We start from the raw sequence: 19,347 nt of genomic DNA on the forward strand, positions 1-19,347 counted from the left end.
GACCCATTGGACTTACTGGTGATACCGGGCCTACTGGACCTATAGGACCTACTGGCGATACCGGACCTACCGGTGATACCGGGCCCATTGGACCTACTGGCGATACCGGGCCTATTGGACCTACTGGCGACACTGGGCCTATTGGACCTACTGGCGACACTGGGCCTACCGGCCCCATTGGACTTACTGGCGATACCGGACCTACTGGTCCCATCGGGCTCACTGGCGATACTGGGCCTACCGGACCTATTGGACTTACTGGCGATACTGGGCCTATTGGACCTACTGGCGACACTGGGCCTACCGGACCCATCGGTATTACTGGACCCACTGGGCCTACTGGCGACACTGGACCTATCGGGCTTACCGGGGATACTGGGCCTACCGGGCCTATCGGACTTACTGGCGATACTGGTCCTACCGGACCCATTGGACTCACTGGTGATACTGGTCCTACCGGTGATACTGGGCCTACCGGACCACAGGGGGACACCGGCCCAACCGGAGCTTCGATTTTAACGGGTATTGGTGAACCAACCTGTAATATTGGTGAAATAGGGGACACCTATATCGACCTTTCAACGGGAGAGGTATATCAGAAATATGACATGCCACCAGAGCCTGAGATAAGAATGATACCCCCTCCGACAGGAGTGGATATTTTAGTAGGCTCAACCCGAGCCATTACCACAATCCAAGATGGTATAAATGCTGCAAGTGACGGTGACAGGGTGCTCTTGGATGCGGAAACTTTTATTATTACAAGCAGTATTATTGTAAACAAATCCATTACCATAGAAGGCCAAGGCCAGGGCCAGACCTTTGTTACAACTATCACCCCTACCGTCGTCACTATGTTTAATGTTTCTGTTGGCGACATTGTTATCTCAAATATGACGATTGAGCAAAATTTTGTTGCCACAGGTTTTTTAGGGACGGAAAGCGTCATACGGGTAAGCAATTTGTCAGCTACAGGAATTTACGTTGACAATTGTGGAATTGTAATTTGTGAGCTGGGTATTGCCCTAACTGCGAGTGAATTTCAGATTACCAACTGCGCCTTTTCCTATTCGCCTTTAGCGGCAGCGGTAAATGGAAATTACTATATCTATATATCTTCTACCAGCGGGAACAGTATTATTGCTAACAATGTTTTTACAACAGGGGGCGGCCCGAATAACACCAGATTTATTATTATTACCAATGTAGGGGTGATCTCTGGAACATTGGAAGGGGCACTGCTGATAAAGAATAATATACAGCTTGCTGCTGCCGATACTCTAAGACATCTACTTGTAATTGAAGAATTTATCGGAAACGATTTTATGCTTTATGTCAATGATAATACATTGATTAGTGAAAGCAATGTACCTGTTTTATTCTTTGGCCCAGGTCTCGATATTTTTGCTTTTTTAGAAGTTGTGGGCAATACTATGCAGGGTACCGCAGGAAAAGGGTTGATTGGCATTGATGGCAGCTCTTCCGGCAATACAATATTGTTTGAAGCTAATAACAATATTGCCAATACAACATTTACGACAAATTGGGCTTCGGCAACCGTGCCTGAAACCTATATTATAGGATATAATACGGCCGTTATCCTGCAAGATCCGGAAATACCCATTGAGGAATGCTATTGGCTAGATACCGGTGAAAGTATTCTGGGGCCCACTGGCCCACAGGGCGATACTGGACCTACCGGACCCATCGGGCTCACTGGCGATACTGGACCTACTGGAGATACCGGACCCATCGGGCTAACCGGCGATACTGGGCCTACCGGGCCTATCGGGCTTACTGGCGATACTGGGCCTACTGGAGCCACCGGACCTACTGGCGACACTGGGCCTACCGGCCCCATCGGACCCACTGGTGACACTGGGCCTACCGGACCCATTGGACTTACTGGCGATACTGGGCCTACCGGACCCATCGGACTTACTGGCGATACTGGGCCTACCGGACCCATCGGACTTACTGGCGATACTGGACCTACTGGCGATACCGGACCCATCGGACCTACTGGTGACACTGGGCCTACCGGGCCTATTGGACCTACTGGCGACACTGGGCCTACCGGACCCATCGGGCTTACTGGTGATACCGGGCCTACTGGCCCCATCGGGCTTACTGGCGACACCGGACCTGCAGGCGATACCGGGCCTACCGGTGATACCGGACCTACTGGACCCATCGGACTTACTGGTGACACCGGACCTACCGGCGATACTGGGCCTACCGGGCCTGGATCAGGATTTATTATTCCTTTTGCAACAGGTTATGTAAATGCAACTCCTGCCACAAACGCATCCGGTGCATCATCAGCTATTTCTTTAACCGGTTATGGAGAAAGCGCAACAACGTTAACCCTGACATCCGTGACCACCTTTTCAATCAATACGGCAGATGGCTGGTATACGTTTACAATGCCAACCAATGGAACACTTCAGGCAATTTATGCAAATTTTGCTACGGTTGCAGCATTTACCCCAGGTACCAATATAACATTGTATGTAGCAATAGCAACCGCCCCATCGAACAGTGCTAATTATACAATTATCACCAGTTCCATTACACCGGCAACTCAGCCCTATACGCAGGGAACTCTCTATCCCATTTATACAACCCGGGCAGGGAACTCCACCGGACTGAGCATCCCGCTTACAGCAGGTACTCAGGTTGCAATCGTATTGGGATTTACAACCAGTGGTGGTACGCAGGCACAAAGTTTACCTTTCTTCTATTCAGGAGGCCTGTTTATACAGTAACAACAGCCAGACAAAAAATCTATTCCATTTAGCTTATAATAATAAAAACTAAAAAATCAGCATACTCTTCCCGTTTTTAGAGAAGAGTATGCTGATTTTAATAAATATCTCAAACAATACTAACATTCATTTTATACTATGGCGGAAGCCTCTACTGAGCCAGGACCTTTTTCCCGGCCTTCGTCACTTCCTCATCTTCTTTTCCGATCAGCTTTTTAATTCCTTCAAAAGCAACAATCACACCAAGTATAAGCAGGAGTACGGCAAACACAAGCTGCAGCGCATTTCCGAATACAAACTGTCCGGAAAGTGACGTGATCAGCTCTTTAATCTTTAATCCAAGGGCTGTAAAGGTCACACCCAGCATAATGACCATTGGCCCCCAGAGCATAAAGCCCTGACGGTTCGTTTTCTTTAAGTATACGGCACAGGCTATCAGCGCCAATGCGGACAACAACTGATTGGCAGAACCAAACAGCGGCCAGATGCTGGCATATCCGGCCCGGGACAGAGCATAGCAAAGCAACAGAGTCAGGATGGTGGAAACGTATTTGTTGGTCAGAAACTTGTTTAATGAACTTTTTTCCTCCTGTGCCACGGAATCATCAGTAAAAAATTCCTGGAATGCGATACGCCCAACACGGGCCACAGAATCCAGACTGGTCAGGGCAAACGCGGATATGGACAGGGTAATGAGCGTATAGCACACGGATTCCGGCAGACCCAGGCTGGTCAGGAAAACAGCAATGGCCTTGGCAAAAAGCTGAGGCGGTGTTCCTGCAGGAAGCCCTTCCTTTGTTGCCACAAATCCGACTGCAATCAGCGCAGTAATTGCCAACAGGCTTTCCAGTAACATAGCACCGAAAGAAACAGGCAAAATATTTTTCTCATTTTTGATCTGCTTTGATGCAGTTCCTGAAGCTACCAGAGAATGAAACCCGGATACGGCTCCGCAGGCAATGGTAACAAACAGGGTTGGAAACAGATACGATACACTTCCATTGGTGCTGACCAGTTTGAATCCGGTGAAGGATGGCAAATTCATAGAAGGATTGTATACCAAAATTCCCAAAACAGCTCCCACGATCATGGCGATGAGCAGATAACTGTTCAGATAATCACGAGGCTGTAAAAGTGCCCATACCGGCGTAACACAGGCAACCAGCACATATAAGAATACAAAGATCAGCCAGGAACCCTGGGGGATGTATACCGGAAAAGCAAGACCAAGGCCAACAGATAACACAAGAAAACCTATGGCAGTTAAGGTATTTACTGTTTTTCCGAATTTTGTGTATTTTAAATAATATCCCAGAGCCACGGCAAATACGATGAACAGCAGGGAAGTCGTGGCAACAGCACCGTTTGCCTGGATCGCAGCACCATCGGCTGAAAAACCGTTAAAGGTTCCTGCCACAATGTCTGCGAATGCAGCAACTACCAGAATGGAAAACAGCCAGGTAAACAAGAGAAATAACCGCTTTCCCAGTTTTCCTATATAAAGTTCAATAATGTATCCGATGGAACGCCCTTTGTTCTTTACAGACGCATACATGGAGGAAAAATCCTGTACCGCTCCAAAGAAAACACCGCCCAGCAGTATCCAGAGCATAACCGGCAGCCAGCCAAACATAGCGGCCTGAATCGGGCCGTTTATGGGGCCTGCACCTGCGATGGACGCAAACTGATGGCCGAAAACAACATTGGTATCAGCAGGAACATAATCCACACCATCCTCCATTTCAAAAGCAGGAGTCTTCGCTTTCGGATCGATCCCCCATGTTCTGGCAAGATACCTGCCATAGATGAAATAAGCGCCGCCTAATACCACAACAGCCAGCAGCATCATTGTTAAACCATTCATACTCTCTCTCCTTTTCCATTTTAATAGGAACGTTCATTCCTCATAACAATAAATAAACCGAAAAAAAACGCCCCTGCATCAAAAGATGCAGAGACGAATCAACCAATCCGCGTTACCACTCTGTTTGCCCCACAAACGCAGCCACTTAAACCTACCGCCTGTCGGGCAGCAGCTCTTCGTTAACGGAAAGATCCCGTCCTTACTTAATCGCATTTCCTGTCGGGAAAACTTTCAGTTCGGAACTCCTGGGTGAGATCACGCTCCCTACTCTGCGCCCTTTCCACCAGCCGGGCTGCTCTCTGTAAAGAAATATGGGGCGGAGTCATGATATGTCCCAATCATCATTTTTTCGATATAACTCTTGTTGAAGAGCAGTGTATCATTTTACTTTTGGGAAATCAAGAAATTTTAACGTTTTCTTTATACTCAATATCCATAGCTTTCATAACCTGAGGTTATACATAGGAACTTCTGGTTTTAAACTGTTATAATACCGCCGTTTTTCTCTATTTTTATCACCGGATGCCTCCTGAAATAATCCAGAGCCAACTGGGGAACTTCTGTACTAATGCGCTTTATGGTCCGGCATTCCTTATATACCTCATAGCCTCCGGTGCCGCTGGCCCGGTAATCGCTCATACAAAGGCTTAAGGAACGGCCTGCAAGAGGTTCTCCCTTATACAAAATCCTTTTCACACGGTTTCCCACAGGCTCTTTCAAATCCACTTCAAAGGTGATGCCGGAAAAATAATCATAATTGTAATGTTCTACCTTTGGCTTTAAAAACACGTCTGATATTTCCAAATTTCCGCCTCTTAAGGTAAAATATTCGGCGCACCGCTCCAAAGCCTTCTTAAGGGATTCCTCATTTACCTCAAGGACCACCAGGGTATTGGAAAACGGGTATACCCGCACCAGATCCCGCATGGTCACATGGTCCGGCAGGCTGATGGGCGAATTTCCCAATCCAACACAGGAGATATCCGCTCCCGAATATTCCAACTGGACCTGATTGAAAAAATCTGCAATGGCGGACCCGTATAGGGCCATCTCAAGCTTGTTTTTTTCCGGAACCGGCTCTTTTAAACGGCCGATGTCCACATCCAGCCATTCCTGTACCGCCTCCTCCAGAGGAAGCAGGGATTCATAGGGTTCTTTTTCATGGACCCACCCGGCGGGGCATATGGAAGATTTCACCCAAACCTTCCCGTCTTTGACCCCCATATCCACACAGGCATACTGTACGGCATTGGCGGCAAGCTGCAGGGTATGGGTCCCGGAAATCTCTTTTCCGGGAATAGACATGTGCTGGTGGGCTGTTAAAAGAAGGTCATAATCCAGCTCCTTTAAAATGCGGCAGCCCACATTTTCACCTGTTGTATTTAAAACCATTCCGTTGTCAAGATCACATTCATAGCCGCCGTGATAGATGCATACGGTGACATCCGCCTGGCTCTTTAACCATACCAACTCTTCTGCCGCCGCTTCAAAAGCGTCGGTGATCTGGATCTTCTCCAAGTGCTCCGGAGGCTCCCACACATTTACATAATTCGTCACTACGCCTGTCACTCCCAGGCGAAGCCCGTTTTCCAGGGTAAAGATATGGCTCCTTACTATCCGGGCCTTACCTTCTGAATCCCTGGCATTGGCACAGATGCATACTCCCTGCAAGGCCTGAAAATACTCTGCAAGGCGCTCATAACCGAAATTAAAATCATGATTGCCCGGAACAACAACATCGTAGCCCGCCGCGTTATATACCCTTGCAATTGGATCCATCTCCTGAACAGGTTCTTTATGGGAAGCAATGTAAGTGGCAAAGGGTGCCCCCTGCAGCGTATCCCCTCCGTCAAAAACAAGCGTATTTCCGTCCTTTTTAAAGTTGGAGATACAGTTTAAAAGTCCCATGGGCCGTTCCTCCCTGTCCCCGTAAGAGGTAGGGAACAGGGATCCGTGAACATCCGAGGTGTAATAAATTCTTGCCTGTTTTTCCAATTGATCACCCCCTGGCCAGCTTCACGCGGATTTTTGTGGATATGTATTCCACCATGAGAACCAATACCATAAGACCCACCAATATCGCTCCCGCCTCGTTCCACCGGTAGGAATTCATGGCAAAGATCAAAGGTGCACCGATGCCTCCGGCTCCTACCAGTCCCAGGACCGTTGCATCCCTTAAATTAATGTCAAACCGGTAGATTACCGTTGATGCAAAGTTTGGGATCAACTGGGGCAGGATCCCATATCGGATCTTTTGAAACGTATTGCAGCCGCAGGCATCTAAGGATTCTAAAATTCTGGTATCCAGGTCCTCAATGGCTTCAATATACATTTTGGACACCATGCCGATGGAGCAGACGGACATGGTCAAAAGTCCGGTAAATGCGCCGGGTCCGCTGACACGGATGAACATAAGACCATATACAAAGGCCGGAATGGTTCTCACCGCCATGATCACCAGACGGCTGCAATAGGCAATGGGGGCCGGCATTAAATTGGAAGCGGATAAAAAGGATAAGGGAATGGCCAGAAATGCCCCCACAAGGGTTCCTAAAAATGCGATACAGACCGTTTCCAAAAGAAGGTAAGGAACTCCCTGTACGGTCAAATTAAACAGCAGCTTCCTGTCGGGATGAAAAATCCCATTTAAAATATTACCTGCGATCTGCAGCCCGCCAAGACCGCCTCCTGAAAAATCCACGGCAGAGCCGGACCATAAAATGAGGGCCAGAACAACCCCAGACACGGCGACCCGGTAAACTGTGTTTTTTGGGCGTTCTTCATATGCTTTTTCAATCTGTTTATTCATTTATCAGCCCTCCTACACCAGCTTCCGGCGGCAGTAACGGCTCACCGACTCAATCAAAAATACGGCAACAAACAGCATAATAAGGATCATGCCCACACTGGGGTATTCCCTCCAGCCTAACTTCTCATTGAGGATCAGTCCCAGGCCGCCTGCTCCTACATAACCTAAGATGGCCGCATAACGGACATTTCCTTCAAAGCAGAACAATCCATTGGAAATATAGGAAGGAAGCACCTGGGGAATGATGGCGCTCACAAAGGCACGGATTTTAGTGGCTCCAATGGCCTCCATGGCCTCAAAGGCCCCCATATCGGCAGTTTCGATCTCTTCATATAAAATCTTTCCCATATAGGCAAAGGTGAAAATCCCAATGGCTGTGGTTCCTGCCAGAGTACCCAGGCCGAACACATAGGTGGCAATGAGAGCGGTTACCAGGGTGGGAAGTGTTCTTACAACGCCTAAAAACAGCCTCATAACGCCAACCACTGCAGAGTTTTTTATGATGTTGGTGGACGCCACCATGGCAAAGGGAATGACCAGCACCGCCCCTGTCACAGTCCCCAGAAGTGACATCTTGATGGTGTCAAACAGGGGCTTCCACACCTGAGCGCTATAGGAAAAGGCAGGGGGAACCATCATTCCCAGAATAACAAAGAACTGATTTCCCCGTTCCGCCAGAACCCTCATGTCAAAGCCGGTGATTTTCACGGACAGCACGGTTAAAAACACCAGGATCAAAGCCACCAAAGGCAGCCTGGAAGCCGGACGAAATACGGTCTTTCCGCCGGACAATACCATTTTTCTGGGCGGGAATATCTTGTCATATAAACTCATCCTGCCGCCTCCTCTTCTTTTCCTTCATATATCTCATCTAAAATATCCTGGGTGACTTCAGAAGCCGGTCCATCATATACGATCTGGCCTGCCCTTATGCCCACAACCCGGCTGGCATATTGGAGTGCCAGGTCCACATGGTGGATGTTTAACAAAATGGTAATGTTCATTTCCTTATTGATCCTTAAGAAATCCCCCATAACCTGCTTTGCTGTCACCGGATCAAGGGAAGCCACCGGCTCATCCGCTAAGATGATCTGGGGATTCTGGGCCAGGGTCCTTGCAAGGGCAACTCTTTGCTGCTGCCCTCCTGACAACTGGTCCGCCCGGACAAATGCCTTATCCAGGATCCCCACCTTGTCAAGAGCCTCCAAAGCCCCCATCTTATCCTCCTTGGGATAAATGCCAAATAAGGCCTTTAAAAATGGCAGTTCCGGTACCTTTGACATGAGAACATTGTTAATGACCAGGGTCCTGGTCACCAGGTTAAAGGATTGGAAGATCATGCCGATCCGGCGGCGGAAGCGCCTTAACTCTTTTCCCTTTAGCTGCATCACGTCGGTCCCATCCACAGTCAGGGTGCCTTCCGTAATGTCATGCATGCGGTTGATGGTTCGAAGAAGGGTGGATTTTCCTGCACCGGAAAGGCCGATAATGGCAACAAATTCCCCCTGTTGGATTTTCAGGTTAATATCTTTTAAGGCATGAAAACCATTGGGATACCTTTTGCCCACCTGATTAAATTCTATCATATTTTCCTCATTTCCCAGGATAGAAAAGGGAGGCGCCGCAAATGTTTTTCGTTTACGACGCCTCCGCAGCCTGTGTGTGTTATTTATTTTGCATTTAATTCCTTAATCATCTTCTGTGCCGCGCGTTCGTTATCATAATCAGAGCTCTGTGCAGGCTTATATCCCTTGTGGCTGTAGATCGCAATGACCTCCTTGCCGTCTTCTGTGTTACCGATGTTGATAAACGCGTTCTGAACTGCCTTCTTAAAATCATCATCCATGATTTTAGAGGTCATGCTCACGCTGACCGTATCATTGAAAATAGGAGGAGTCACACCGATTACATTTGTTTCTTCCCATATGGAGCCGGCTCTGTTGTATTCTGATTTCCATTTCTCCTCATAGTCCCTGCGGGCATCTGCATAAGTACAGAGAACATCCACCTGGCCGGAAGCAAGTCTTGCAAATGCGCTGCCGTAAGAGTCAGACTGAACTGCATGGGAAAGGTTTAAAATATTCTTCTGGAAATTATCCTGAAGCCATAAGGAAGGGTAAATGTATCCTGCTGGGGAAGAGGATGACATAACACTCCAGTTTACTCCGTCTAAATCCTCAAAGGCCAATGCTTCGCCCTTGTTTACCTTGTCTGCCAGTTCCTGACCCTTCTGGGAAGGACCTGTAATGATAAGCGCCCGGTAGGAAGTTGCCTGATCTGTCGTTCCCTCGGTAGCCTTACCGTCATTCCAATCCTTTGCGGAATCGGAATTTTTGCTCAATGCGTCTCTGGTAGCCGTAAGAATCACTTCTGCCCCGTCATCATAAAGGACATAGGTTCCTCCTGGAATCAGACCGATATCTGCGGTGCCTGCAGAAAGAGCTTCTCCAACTGCTTCGTAGCTGGTTCCCACCGTGATCACCACTTCACCGATATCATAGCCTTCTTTTCCCAGCTCTGACTTCAGCATGTCTTTTAAAGGCTCTGTGGCCGTCACGATCTCTTCCGGCTCTCTGGAAGGAACAAAGTATACGTTCAGTTTGTCAATCTTCTTGTTCTCAGCTTTTGCCTCCGCCTTTGTGGTTTCTCCTGCTGCAGTCGATGCTGCCTCTGTCCCTGCTGCGGTTGTGGCCCCTGTTTGGCTGCCGCCAGAACATCCGCCGATCATTGCTGTACAAAGTGCTGCTGCCATTAATACAGAAACTCTTTTTTTCATACTGCTCTCCTTTTTGTGTGATTCATCGGTTCTTGGGATCATGAGCCATCATGCACTGTCTCCGACCTCTAGCTTTGTTGGGAGATAAATTGTCATATTGTCCTTGCGGCCTTCCTGGATCTGTTCCAGCAGAAGCTTGATCGCCGTCTGCCATACGATATCAGGAAACATCCGGACCTTGGTGTAAGAGGGCCATTTGGACTCCAAAGTCTCAATGTCCTTATAAATGACCACTGCCACATCCTTTGGCACACGCAGCCCGGCATCCTGGAACGCTTCCAAAGCACCTTCCGCCACTTCTTCGCTTCCTAAGAGCACCGCTTCCGGCAGACGGCCTGATTCCACAGCCCGCTTTGCCTGCTCATAGCCGCTTTCCCTGCTGATATCGCCTATGTAAAAATTCCCTTCCTCATAAAGGCCTCTCTGCTTAAAAGCTGCCTGGATTCCTTCCAGCCTTCTGTAGCCGATCCTTACCTGGCCTTCCTCATAAAGACCTCCGATGTAGCCGACACTGCAGTATTTTTTCCGGTCCATGAGATAATCCAGCATTTCATGGATGCCCTTATTAAAGTCCATGACAATGCTGTCGTACTCATAATCCTTTGGATCTGAATTAATGAATACGATGGCATAGCTCTGCATACGCAGAAACTCCATCTCTTCCTCCGAAAAAACGCCGAAAGCCATGATACCTTCGTACTGTCCGGGCGTATTTTTATCCAAACGTTCAAACCGCACATCATTTTTCCCTGACATGGACTTCACGATCAAGTCCAGGGAAGAAAGCCTGATGTTGGTTCTGTCCTTCCGGATAATATGCCAGTCAGCCACACCTATGACAATTCCTCTTTCTTTCTGCGCATGACGCTTCCTGGGTGGGACATATTTTAGCTGGTGGGCAATTCTGAATATCCTTTTTCTCACTTCCGGACTCACTACAATGGTATCGTCCTGGTTCAGCACTCTTGATACCGTTGCAATGGATACATCCGCAAGCTGGGAAATTTCTTTTATTGTAGCCATAATCTATATCCTCACCTTTCAATTTTCATTATAGTTGCAGTTTCTGCCATCGTCAATAAGTAAAGTAAAATTTTACTAAATTTTTACCTTACCAGAACCACAGATTAAAAAAAGGATGTCCCAACGTATATTTCATAGCAGGAAACATACTTGAGACATCCTCTCCCCATGTCCATATGGCCTTTGCCACAGGATCCATATCCTCATCCCGGAAGCCGCTGAAACAGCAGCCCCAGCTCCCCTTCCCTCTCCATGGCCGATCTCTTTCCAGACCGGTACAAGGGGGTTTTCTTAAGGGACAGGCTTCTCCCCATTTCCTCCCAGGTTCAGTTTTGCAAACGCATCTGCAAATGCTGAATTAATGGGTTTATTCTCTTCCTTTTTCTGTTCATTCAAATACTTTGATACATCCCTTTTGGATACTCCGGCCCCTTCCTTTGCCCGCCGCTCCTTAAAGGAAGAAAGCTTTTCCTTATAGCCGCATTTGCAGACAAAGATCTGTCCATCCCCTTTTCCTATAAGCTCCAGCTTTTTATGGCAGACCGGGCATCTTGCATTGCTGGTCCTGGAAACTACCTCCCGGTGTCCGCACTCCCTGTCCTGGCAAACCAGCATCTCGCTGCTTTTCCCCTTGACTGACAGCATCCGTTTGCCGCAGTCCGGGCATTTGTGGCTGGTTAAGTTGTCATGGTTAAAGCTGCCTTCCCCTGCCCTGATCTGGTGGATCAGTTCTCCGGAATACTGCCTGATGTCCTTCATGAACGCGGCCCGTTTTAATTTTCCCCCAGCGATTTCAGACAGCTTCATTTCCCATTCTGCAGTAAGCTCCGGCTTCTTTAGATCCTCAGGTACAAGGTTAAGAAGCTGCTTTGCCTTAGAGGTCAGGTAAATATCCTTTCCCCGTTTTTCCAAAAGAAAACTGGAAAACAGCTTTTCAATAATATCCGCTCTTGTTGCCACGGTCCCAAGTCCCCCTGTTTCTCCCAGGGTTCTGGCCATGTCCTTATTCTTTGTTTCCATATAAGAAACCGGATTTTCCATAGCGGAAAGAAGTGTCGATTCCTGAAAGGGGGCGGGAGGCTTTGTCTTTCCTTCGGTCATGGCCACAGTCGGCCTTAAGACCCGGTCCCCTTTTTTCATGACAGGAAGATTCTGTTCCTTTATTTCCTGCTCCTCGTCTTCCTCATCCTGATTTTCATAAACTTCCTTCCAGCCCATGGCCTTTACGGTCTTTCCCCTGGCCGCAAAAGTCTCTCCCCCTAAAACCAGAGTGATTTCTGTCTGTTCATATTCAAAGGGCGGATACAGCACCGCCAGAAATCTGCGGACTACCAGATCATAGATCTTCCGTTCATCAACGGTCATATGGTCCAACTGAACAAACTGTTCCGTTGGAATAATGGCATGATGGTCCGTCACCTTTTTGTCGTTCACAAAGGAAGGAGCCGCCTTGATTTTCTGGTTCACCAGCCTTCCTGCCAGCTTCCGGTAGGGGCCTGCGCCGCAGGCTTCAAGCCTTTCCCTGATGGAAGGAACGATGTCAGAGCTTATATACCGGGAATCTGTTCTGGGGTAGGTCAGGACTTTGTGGTTTTCATAAAGCCTCTGCATGATGTTTAAAGTCTCTTTTGCCGAATAGTTAAACCGGCGGTTGGCTTCCCTTTGAAGCTCGGTCAGATCATAAAGCTGGGGAGAATCGGTCTTCTTTGGGACGCTTTTCACTTCTGTGATCACGCCTTCTCCCTGAGCATTTATTTTGCCAAAAAGGGCCTCCACCCGGTCCTTGTCAAAGGAACGGAAGCTCTTTGATTTCTCATCCCGCCAGGTAAAGGAAAGAGCCGGATCGGTACATTTGGCCGTAATTCCATAGTAGGGCTTGGGAACAAAGTTTTTGATCTCCTCTTCTCTCCTTGCGATGATGGCCAGGGTAGGGGTCTGAACCCGGCCGCAGCTTAAGCTGGCATTGTATTTGCAGGTCAGCGCCCTGGTGGCGTTGATGCCCACCAGCCAGTCCGCCTCGGCACGGCACATTGCCGCATCGTATAAGTTATCGTACTCATGGCCGTTTTTTATTTTTGCAAATCCTTCCTTGATGGCCTTATCTGTGACAGAGGAGATCCACAGCCTTTTTATGGGCTTTTTGTTTCCAGCCTTTTCCAGGATCAGCCTGGCTACAAGCTCTCCCTCCCGTCCGGCATCGGTGGCAATGATGATTTCCCCCACATCTGCCCGGTGGATCTGGGCTTTTACCACCCGGTACTGCTTCCCGGTCTGCTTGATGACCTCCAGACGGAACTGGTCCGGCATCATGGGAAGGTCCTCCATCTTCCATTCCTTATATTTAGGGTCGTAATCTTCAGGATCGGCCAATGTAACCAGATGGCCCAGGCCCCAGGTAACCGCATAGGCTTCCCCTTCTATCACTCCGTCATGATTCCTTGTGCAATGAAGCACCCGGGCAATGTCCCCGGCAACTGACGGCTTTTCTGCTATAATTAAAGATTTCATTTCATTCCTCCAGAACCACAATTCTCTTTCTTTTAATCCTGTTCCAATACGATGTTATGTATCCACACGCCCTTTTTCACCAGCACAAAGCCCACAATGCATTTGATGATCTCCACCATCTGGCACATAAAAAACAAGGGTACGATAGGAATGCCGGTATACCGGCTGAGAGTATAGGCAACCGGAATGCTGACCACCCACATGAACACGCTGTCAAACAAAAAGGTGACCACTGTCTTTCCGCCGGAACGCAGGGTGAAATAAGCCACATTCATAAATGCATTCATGGGCATACACAAAGCCAGTATGCGGATAAACCAGACAGCCAGGCTCTTGACCTCGTCCGTGGTATTATAAATCATGGGGAACAGAGGAGCCGCGATTGCCAGAAATCCTCCTATGATCACACAGGAACCAACGGAAAAGGCGATAAGCTTGGTGTCCGTTTCCCTGGCTTCCTCCATTTTTCCGGCTCCCAAAAGCTGTCCCACGATAATGGAGACCGCGCTTCCAAGGGCTAAGTAAACCACGTTAAATACATTTCCTATGGTGGAGGATATATTAAGGCCTGCCACCGCAGTCAGCCCTCTTACAGAATAGCACTGCATCAGGGTAGCCACTCCGGCTGCCCAAAGGGCTTCATTTACAATGAGAGGCGTCCCCTTAACAAGAATATTCCTCACAAGGCCCGCCGGTATATAAAAGCTTTTATAAGCTTCCATAATAAACGGATTCTTTTTCCCATTCTTATGGGTCCAGACTATTATAATCGATGCTTCTACAAATCTGGCTGTAACGGTTGCAATTGCCGCCCCTACAACACCCAAGACCGGGGCTCCCAGCTTTCCAAAGATCAGGATATAATTAAGCACAAGATTTACCAGAACAGCCACAATTCCGGCTTTCATGGGAACTATCGTTTCTCCGCACTCCCTTAAAGTACTGACATAAGCCTGCTCCAGCGCAAAGGGCACCAGGCCAATAAGCATGACCAGCATATACTGTCTTCCGTGCATGAGCGCCGTGGCAAGCTCCGCATCATTGCCCTCTCCATGGAGATACATGGCGATCATATCCTCTCCAAAGACGAAAAACACGGCTGCCGCTACCAGAGACAGAAGCGCGCAGCAGACGATTTTAAACCGGAACGTATGCCGCACTCCGTCATGCCTTCCGCAGCCATAGAACTGGGCGCCGAAAATACCTGCCCCAGATATGATTCCAAAAATGCTGATATTAAAGACAAAGATCAACTGGTTCACAATTGCCACGCCGGACATCTGCTCCGTTCCTACCATACCCACCATAATATTATCCAGCAGGCTGACAAAGTTGGTGATCCCGTTTTGGACCATAATAGGAATGGCGATTGTCAGCACCATCCTGTAAAATGCCTTGTTTCCAATAAATTTTTTCATAAATCTCTCCAGTAAAAGCGTACTTTTCTGTTATACCTCCGTGTTGTAATTTTCTGCCTGATGCAGTCCTCTTCTTTCCGTATCATAACTTTATATGGAATAAAGGCTTATGTCAACAGAATCCGATTATTTTACCTGGTTTTTTGCCAGAAGAAATGGAGGAAAACAAAGAAGTAAACCATACCCTTTGTCAAAGAGAACAAAAAAGAGAGAGACTTAATAGTACCACAAAAGAGGACATCTTAAAGTTCCTGTTTCATACGGAATCTTAAGATGCCCTCCATTTATTTCAGCTCCCCTGCTGCTTTTAATCCGGTTTTCTAATTCAGTTCCTCTCCGTTGGTTTTGATCACATTTTTATACCAGTCAAAGGATTTCTTTTTCTTCCTGGATAAATCTCCGGTTCCATCGTCATATTTTTCCACGTAGATAAAGCCGTAGCGCTTTGCCATTTCACCGGTGGAGGTACTGACCAGATCAATGCAGCCCCATGGAGTGTACCCCATGAGATGGCCGGCTTTCACCGCCAGGGGCTGGCCACAAACTGGTGATGAAGCCCCTGGAACCGAAGCTGGGGAATATCCGCCTGATTGGTAAAATCTGTTGTTCCCTCATTTAAAATGCCTAAGGAAAGGAAACCGCCCATGGGCATTGCCCCTGCATTGATCTCGTTAAAGGTCAGCCAGTATTTCACCTTTCCCTTATACCGTCTAAACAGGGTCTTTGCATATCTGGCAAACAAGTATCCAGCCTTCTCCTGATTAAGTCCACCCCATACTGGTCCACCTCATCGCCCTTTTTCCTTCCAAAGCCAATGGCTTTTCCCTTTAGTATGGCCTCTTTCCCCTCGGTATTGTAAGCCGATACCATGTTATTGTTCAAAACTTTTTCAAGGCATCAGTGGTGCAGAACCCGCAACAGAAAAAATGCCGTTTTCAGCCCTGCCCCGGCTGAAAACAGCATTTCCTTTTATTTCACAACTTCCTTTATCCGATTCTTTTATCCTTTTTCTTTGGCCCACTTCATTTTCAAGCTGTCTGTTTCATTCCAGGTTTCAGAATCCCTTAATCAGCTCTCCATTCTTAGGTTCAAAGCGTCCGGTAAAGAAGCGCAGAACTTCTGGCTCATATACCCATTTAAGACCGCTGATGTCATACCTCATCTGATACAACTGGATTATTGCGTCAGCAACATAGTCCAGATGTGCGTATGTATAAACCCTTCTCGGAATGGTCAGACGGATTGTCTCCAGCTTCGGCACATGGTTCTCTCCTGTCTTAATGTCTCTTCCTGCGGAGATAATGCCGCGTTCCATGGTTCTGACGCCGGAGAACTCATAAACAGCCGCTGCCAGAGCCTGTGCCGGAAAGTCCGTTTTCTGATCCAGATGGTCTAAGAATGCACGGGCATCTACAAAGATTGCATGGCCGCCGCTGGGCTTAACCATAGGAACTCCTGCAGCGTCCAGCTTCTCGCCAAGGTAACGGACCTGATTTACGCGGTGGCTGATGTAATTGAATTCCAGGGACTCCCTAAGACCAATTGCCATAGCTTCCATATCTCTTCCTGCCATTCCACCGTAGGTAGGCATACCTTCATACTGTACGACCATTCCAGTTGCGCGAATATATAAATCTTTGTCATTCATGCACAGGAAGCCGCCGATATTGGTCAGGCAGTCTTTCTTTCCGGACATCGTGCAGCCATCGCCGTAGGAGAACAATTCGTGAACAATCTCCTTGATGGTCTTATCCTCATAGCCCTTTTCTCTTGTCTTGATGAAATATGCGTTCTCCACGCATCTGGTGGCATCGAACATTACTTTAATGCCATGCTTATGGGCCAGCTCGGATACAGCTTTGATATTAGCCATGGAAACGGGCTGCCCGCCTGCCAGGTTTACAGTAACTGCAAGGCAGATATATGGGATCCTGTCTGCGCCAACTTCGTCAATGAGTGCCTGGAACTTATTTAAATCTATATTGCCCTTGAAATCCAGGACTGCACTTGGATCATGGGCTTCGTCAATAACCACATCGCGGAAAGTAGCTCCATTGTGTTCCTGATGGAACCGGGTTGTGGTGAAGTACATGTTGCCTGGTACATAGTCTCCTGGCTTAATGGTAAGAGAAGACAAAATGTTCTCTGCACCGCGTCCCTGATGAGTAGGAACTACATATTTGAATCCAAAGAGTTCCCGCACAGTCTCTTCTAAATGGTAAAAGTTCCTGGAGCCGCCGTAAGCTTCGTCACCCAGCATCAGTCCTGCCCACTGTCTGTCACTCATTGCATTTGTTCCGGAATCTGTCAGAATGTCAATAAAACATTCCTCTGATTTTAACAGGAACGTATTGTATCCTGCTGTCTTGATGGCTTCTTTTCTCTCTTCTTTGTTTAGGTTGCCCATAGGCTCTACCATCTTAATTTTAAAAGGCTCCGGTGCAAATTTCATCATATCCATTACTATTCCTCCTGCAAAATATTTTTATTTTTATTTTTTTTATTAATTGAAAAATTCTTTTCGTAATCCTTAAGGGATGCAATGGCCTGACCTGACAACGGAATGATTGCCAGCATATTAAAAATGGTCATAAGCCCTACTCCAAGGTCTCCTAAATCCCACACAAAGCTATAGGCAGCGATTCCGCCGATAAACAGCATCACCAGTGCAAAAACCGTGTATCCGGTCTGAGCCGCCCATGTATCCTTGAAAATATAGGCCACATTACTGCGTGCATAGTACAGAATGCCAATAAATGTGGAAAAGCTGAACAAAAACAGGATAATCGCGATAAAAACAACTCCGAATCTACCCAGGTGATAGTTCATAGCTCCCTGCAAAAGATCCATTCCCTCTAATCCGCTGATAACCTCATCCGGTGCCAAAAGCATCAGGAATGCGGAACAACTGCAGATTACCAGGGTATCAATGAAAACGCCCAAAGCCTGAATCAACCCCTGGGTTACCGGGTGATCCACCTCGGCAGCCGCTGCTGCACAAGGGGCGGAACCGCTTCCGGCTTCATTTGAAAAAAGTCCCCGCTTTACTCCATTCATAACAACGGCTCCCATTCCTCCGCCTACCAGAGGCTTAAATCCAAATGCCTGAGAAAAGATGCTGCCAAACACAGCAGGAAGATGAACAATGTTCCTGGCAATGATGAAAAGCGTAATTGCGATATAGGCGCATGCCATAATCGGCACAATCTTATCCAGTACCTTCACGGAGGCATTCTTACGGAGCACAATGCATGCGGAAACTGCAACCAGAACCACAGTTGTGGTGATCTGAGGAATACCAAATGCATTTTTAAAGGCAGTGGAAACTGAGTTTCCGATTACCTGGCTGATACCTGCCCAGCAAAGCAGACCTGAAAGCGCAAATGCAATTCCAAGGAATGTGCACTTACAGCCCTTTATGTAATAGGTGTTGCCGTCCATTGCCACATACTCTGCTTCCTTTTGCACATCCTTTACAAAGATATCTTCACGCTTCACCTTTGTAATAAACCGGATCCTATTCATGAAGTAGGCAGGTCCGCCTCTGTATCCTCCATAGAGAGGATCCTTTTCTTTGTAAATCTGCGCCAGTGTTGATTCTATGAATGAAGTAGACGAGCCAATAATAGCAGTCACCCACATCCAGAATACTGCACCTGCGCCACCAAAGGAAATGGCCGCCACCACGCCCGCCAGGTTCCCCATACCCACGCGGGTAGCCGTGGCGATGATCAATGCCTGAAGACCAGAAATGGAATTCTCATCCTCTCCCGTTTTTTTCCTCAACGTCGCCCGAATCATTTCAGGAAAAAGCCGGAACGGCAGGAATCTTGTTTTAATGGTGAAATAAAGTCCTGCGGGAATCAGCAGGATTACCAGCAATGATATGCCGAACTGGGTTTCACCATTTGAAAATTCCAGAATAAACATGTCGCCCCACAACAGTTTATTGAGTGCCGTTACAATCTTTACGATGTAAAACACCAGCCATTCAAATAGTTGCATTTCCCTATCCTCCTTTACTTATTTAGTTTTTGCTTTCTACCTTCAAGTCCGTTTTATGATGCATGATGTATGATGCATCATGTGTGTTAGGTTTATTATACAACTAAAAGGCATTTTGTCAATATTTTTTTATAATATTTTTTATAATTTTATATTCCTGTGATTGTGGGAAATAT

General features: G+C 47.5%; 14 protein-coding genes and 1 pseudogene. 1 reads left to right on the top strand and 14 read right to left on the bottom strand.

Translation table 11 applies throughout. From position 1 onward, the window contains the following. Nucleotides 1-2,768, top strand: a 2,768-nt coding sequence (locus tag ACYVD3_RS18030) for a hypothetical protein (RefSeq protein WP_460643874.1), incomplete at its 5' end; no start/stop codon positions are given. A gap of 151 nt (nucleotides 2,769-2,919) precedes the next feature. On the opposite strand, the gene ACYVD3_RS18035 is transcribed toward ACYVD3_RS18030, so the two are convergent. From ACYVD3_RS18035 to ACYVD3_RS18100, 14 genes and pseudogenes are all read right to left on the bottom strand, one after another. Beyond that, on the bottom strand, nucleotides 2,920-4,632 hold the full coding sequence (locus ACYVD3_RS18035; RefSeq protein ID WP_460643875.1) for a carbon starvation CstA family protein: 1,713 nt from the start codon (nucleotides 4,630-4,632) through the stop codon (nucleotides 2,920-2,922). A gap of 477 nt (nucleotides 4,633-5,109) precedes the next feature. Next, nucleotides 5,110-6,627 (bottom strand): bifunctional metallophosphatase/5'-nucleotidase, encoded by a 1,518-nt coding sequence (locus tag ACYVD3_RS18040; RefSeq protein ID WP_460643876.1) that lies wholly within the window; start codon nucleotides 6,625-6,627, stop codon nucleotides 5,110-5,112. A gap of 4 nt (nucleotides 6,628-6,631) precedes the next feature. Beyond that, nucleotides 6,632-7,441 (bottom strand): phosphonate ABC transporter, permease protein PhnE, encoded by an 810-nt coding sequence (gene phnE, locus ACYVD3_RS18045; RefSeq protein ID WP_460643877.1) that lies wholly within the window; start codon nucleotides 7,439-7,441, stop codon nucleotides 6,632-6,634. 12 nt (nucleotides 7,442-7,453) lie between these two features. Continuing rightward, nucleotides 7,454-8,275, bottom strand: a complete 822-nt coding sequence (phnE, locus tag ACYVD3_RS18050) for a phosphonate ABC transporter, permease protein PhnE (protein ID WP_460643878.1) — start codon at nucleotides 8,273-8,275, stop codon at nucleotides 7,454-7,456. Beyond that, the gene (gene phnC / locus ACYVD3_RS18055; protein WP_460643879.1) at nucleotides 8,272-9,027 is read right to left on the bottom strand and encodes a phosphonate ABC transporter ATP-binding protein; all 756 of its coding nucleotides are present in this window, start codon (nucleotides 9,025-9,027) and stop codon (nucleotides 8,272-8,274) included. The genes phnE (ACYVD3_RS18050) and phnC overlap by 4 nt, the downstream gene beginning before the upstream one ends. A gap of 83 nt (nucleotides 9,028-9,110) precedes the next feature. Beyond that, the gene (locus ACYVD3_RS18060; protein WP_460643880.1) at nucleotides 9,111-10,217 is read right to left on the bottom strand and encodes a phosphate/phosphite/phosphonate ABC transporter substrate-binding protein; all 1,107 of its coding nucleotides are present in this window, start codon (nucleotides 10,215-10,217) and stop codon (nucleotides 9,111-9,113) included. A 48-nt stretch (nucleotides 10,218-10,265) separates the two neighbouring features. Next, the gene (locus tag ACYVD3_RS18065; protein WP_460643881.1) at nucleotides 10,266-11,240 is read right to left on the bottom strand and encodes a LacI family DNA-binding transcriptional regulator; all 975 of its coding nucleotides are present in this window, start codon (nucleotides 11,238-11,240) and stop codon (nucleotides 10,266-10,268) included. A 291-nt stretch (nucleotides 11,241-11,531) separates the two neighbouring features. Beyond that, entirely contained in the window at nucleotides 11,532-13,748 is a 2,217-nt protein-coding gene (locus ACYVD3_RS18070; protein WP_460643882.1) for a DNA topoisomerase III, read from the bottom strand. Nucleotides 13,749-13,780: 32 nt separating this feature from the next. Continuing rightward, nucleotides 13,781-15,166, bottom strand: coding sequence for an MATE family efflux transporter (locus tag ACYVD3_RS18075; RefSeq protein ID WP_460643883.1), 1,386 nt, complete (start codon nucleotides 15,164-15,166; stop codon nucleotides 13,781-13,783). A 320-nt stretch (nucleotides 15,167-15,486) separates the two neighbouring features. Then, nucleotides 15,487-15,675: pseudogene (locus ACYVD3_RS18080) on the bottom strand (family 1 glycosylhydrolase); the annotation flags it as partial. Between the two features lie 11 nt (nucleotides 15,676-15,686). Then, a complete protein-coding gene (locus ACYVD3_RS18085) occupies nucleotides 15,687-15,908 on the bottom strand; it encodes a family 1 glycosylhydrolase (RefSeq protein ID WP_460643884.1) in 222 nt (73 codons plus the stop codon). Continuing rightward, nucleotides 15,857-16,048 (bottom strand): CAT RNA binding domain-containing protein, encoded by a 192-nt coding sequence (locus ACYVD3_RS18090; RefSeq protein WP_460643885.1) that lies wholly within the window; start codon nucleotides 16,046-16,048, stop codon nucleotides 15,857-15,859. The genes ACYVD3_RS18085 and ACYVD3_RS18090 overlap by 52 nt, the downstream gene beginning before the upstream one ends. 172 nt (nucleotides 16,049-16,220) lie before the next feature. Further along, entirely contained in the window at nucleotides 16,221-17,627 is a 1,407-nt protein-coding gene (locus ACYVD3_RS18095) for a tyrosine phenol-lyase (protein ID WP_460643886.1), read from the bottom strand. Between the two features lie 2 nt (nucleotides 17,628-17,629). Next, on the bottom strand, nucleotides 17,630-19,171 hold the full coding sequence (locus ACYVD3_RS18100; protein WP_460643887.1) for an alanine/glycine:cation symporter family protein: 1,542 nt from the start codon (nucleotides 19,169-19,171) through the stop codon (nucleotides 17,630-17,632). Nucleotides 19,172-19,347 lie beyond the last annotated feature (176 nt).

The organism is Lacrimispora brassicae (assembly GCF_054772055.1).

Coding starts and splice junctions, on each gene's coding strand:
- ACYVD3_RS18035 (WP_460643875.1), bottom strand. CDS start 4,632: ATGAATGGTTTAACAATGATGCTGCTGGCTGTTGTGGTATTAGGCGGC.
- phnE (WP_460643877.1), bottom strand. CDS start 7,441: ATGAATAAACAGATTGAAAAAGCATATGAAGAACGCCCAAAAAACACA.
- phnE (WP_460643878.1), bottom strand. CDS start 8,275: ATGAGTTTATATGACAAGATATTCCCGCCCAGAAAAATGGTATTGTCC.
- phnC (WP_460643879.1), bottom strand. CDS start 9,027: ATGATAGAATTTAATCAGGTGGGCAAAAGGTATCCCAATGGTTTTCAT.
- ACYVD3_RS18060 (WP_460643880.1), bottom strand. CDS start 10,217: ATGAAAAAAAGAGTTTCTGTATTAATGGCAGCAGCACTTTGTACAGCA.
- ACYVD3_RS18065 (WP_460643881.1), bottom strand. CDS start 11,240: ATGGCTACAATAAAAGAAATTTCCCAGCTTGCGGATGTATCCATTGCA.
- ACYVD3_RS18070 (WP_460643882.1), bottom strand. CDS start 13,748: ATGAAATCTTTAATTATAGCAGAAAAGCCGTCAGTTGCCGGGGACATT.
- ACYVD3_RS18075 (WP_460643883.1), bottom strand. CDS start 15,166: ATGAAAAAATTTATTGGAAACAAGGCATTTTACAGGATGGTGCTGACA.
- ACYVD3_RS18095 (WP_460643886.1), bottom strand. CDS start 17,627: ATGGATATGATGAAATTTGCACCGGAGCCTTTTAAAATTAAGATGGTA.
- ACYVD3_RS18100 (WP_460643887.1), bottom strand. CDS start 19,171: ATGCAACTATTTGAATGGCTGGTGTTTTACATCGTAAAGATTGTAACG.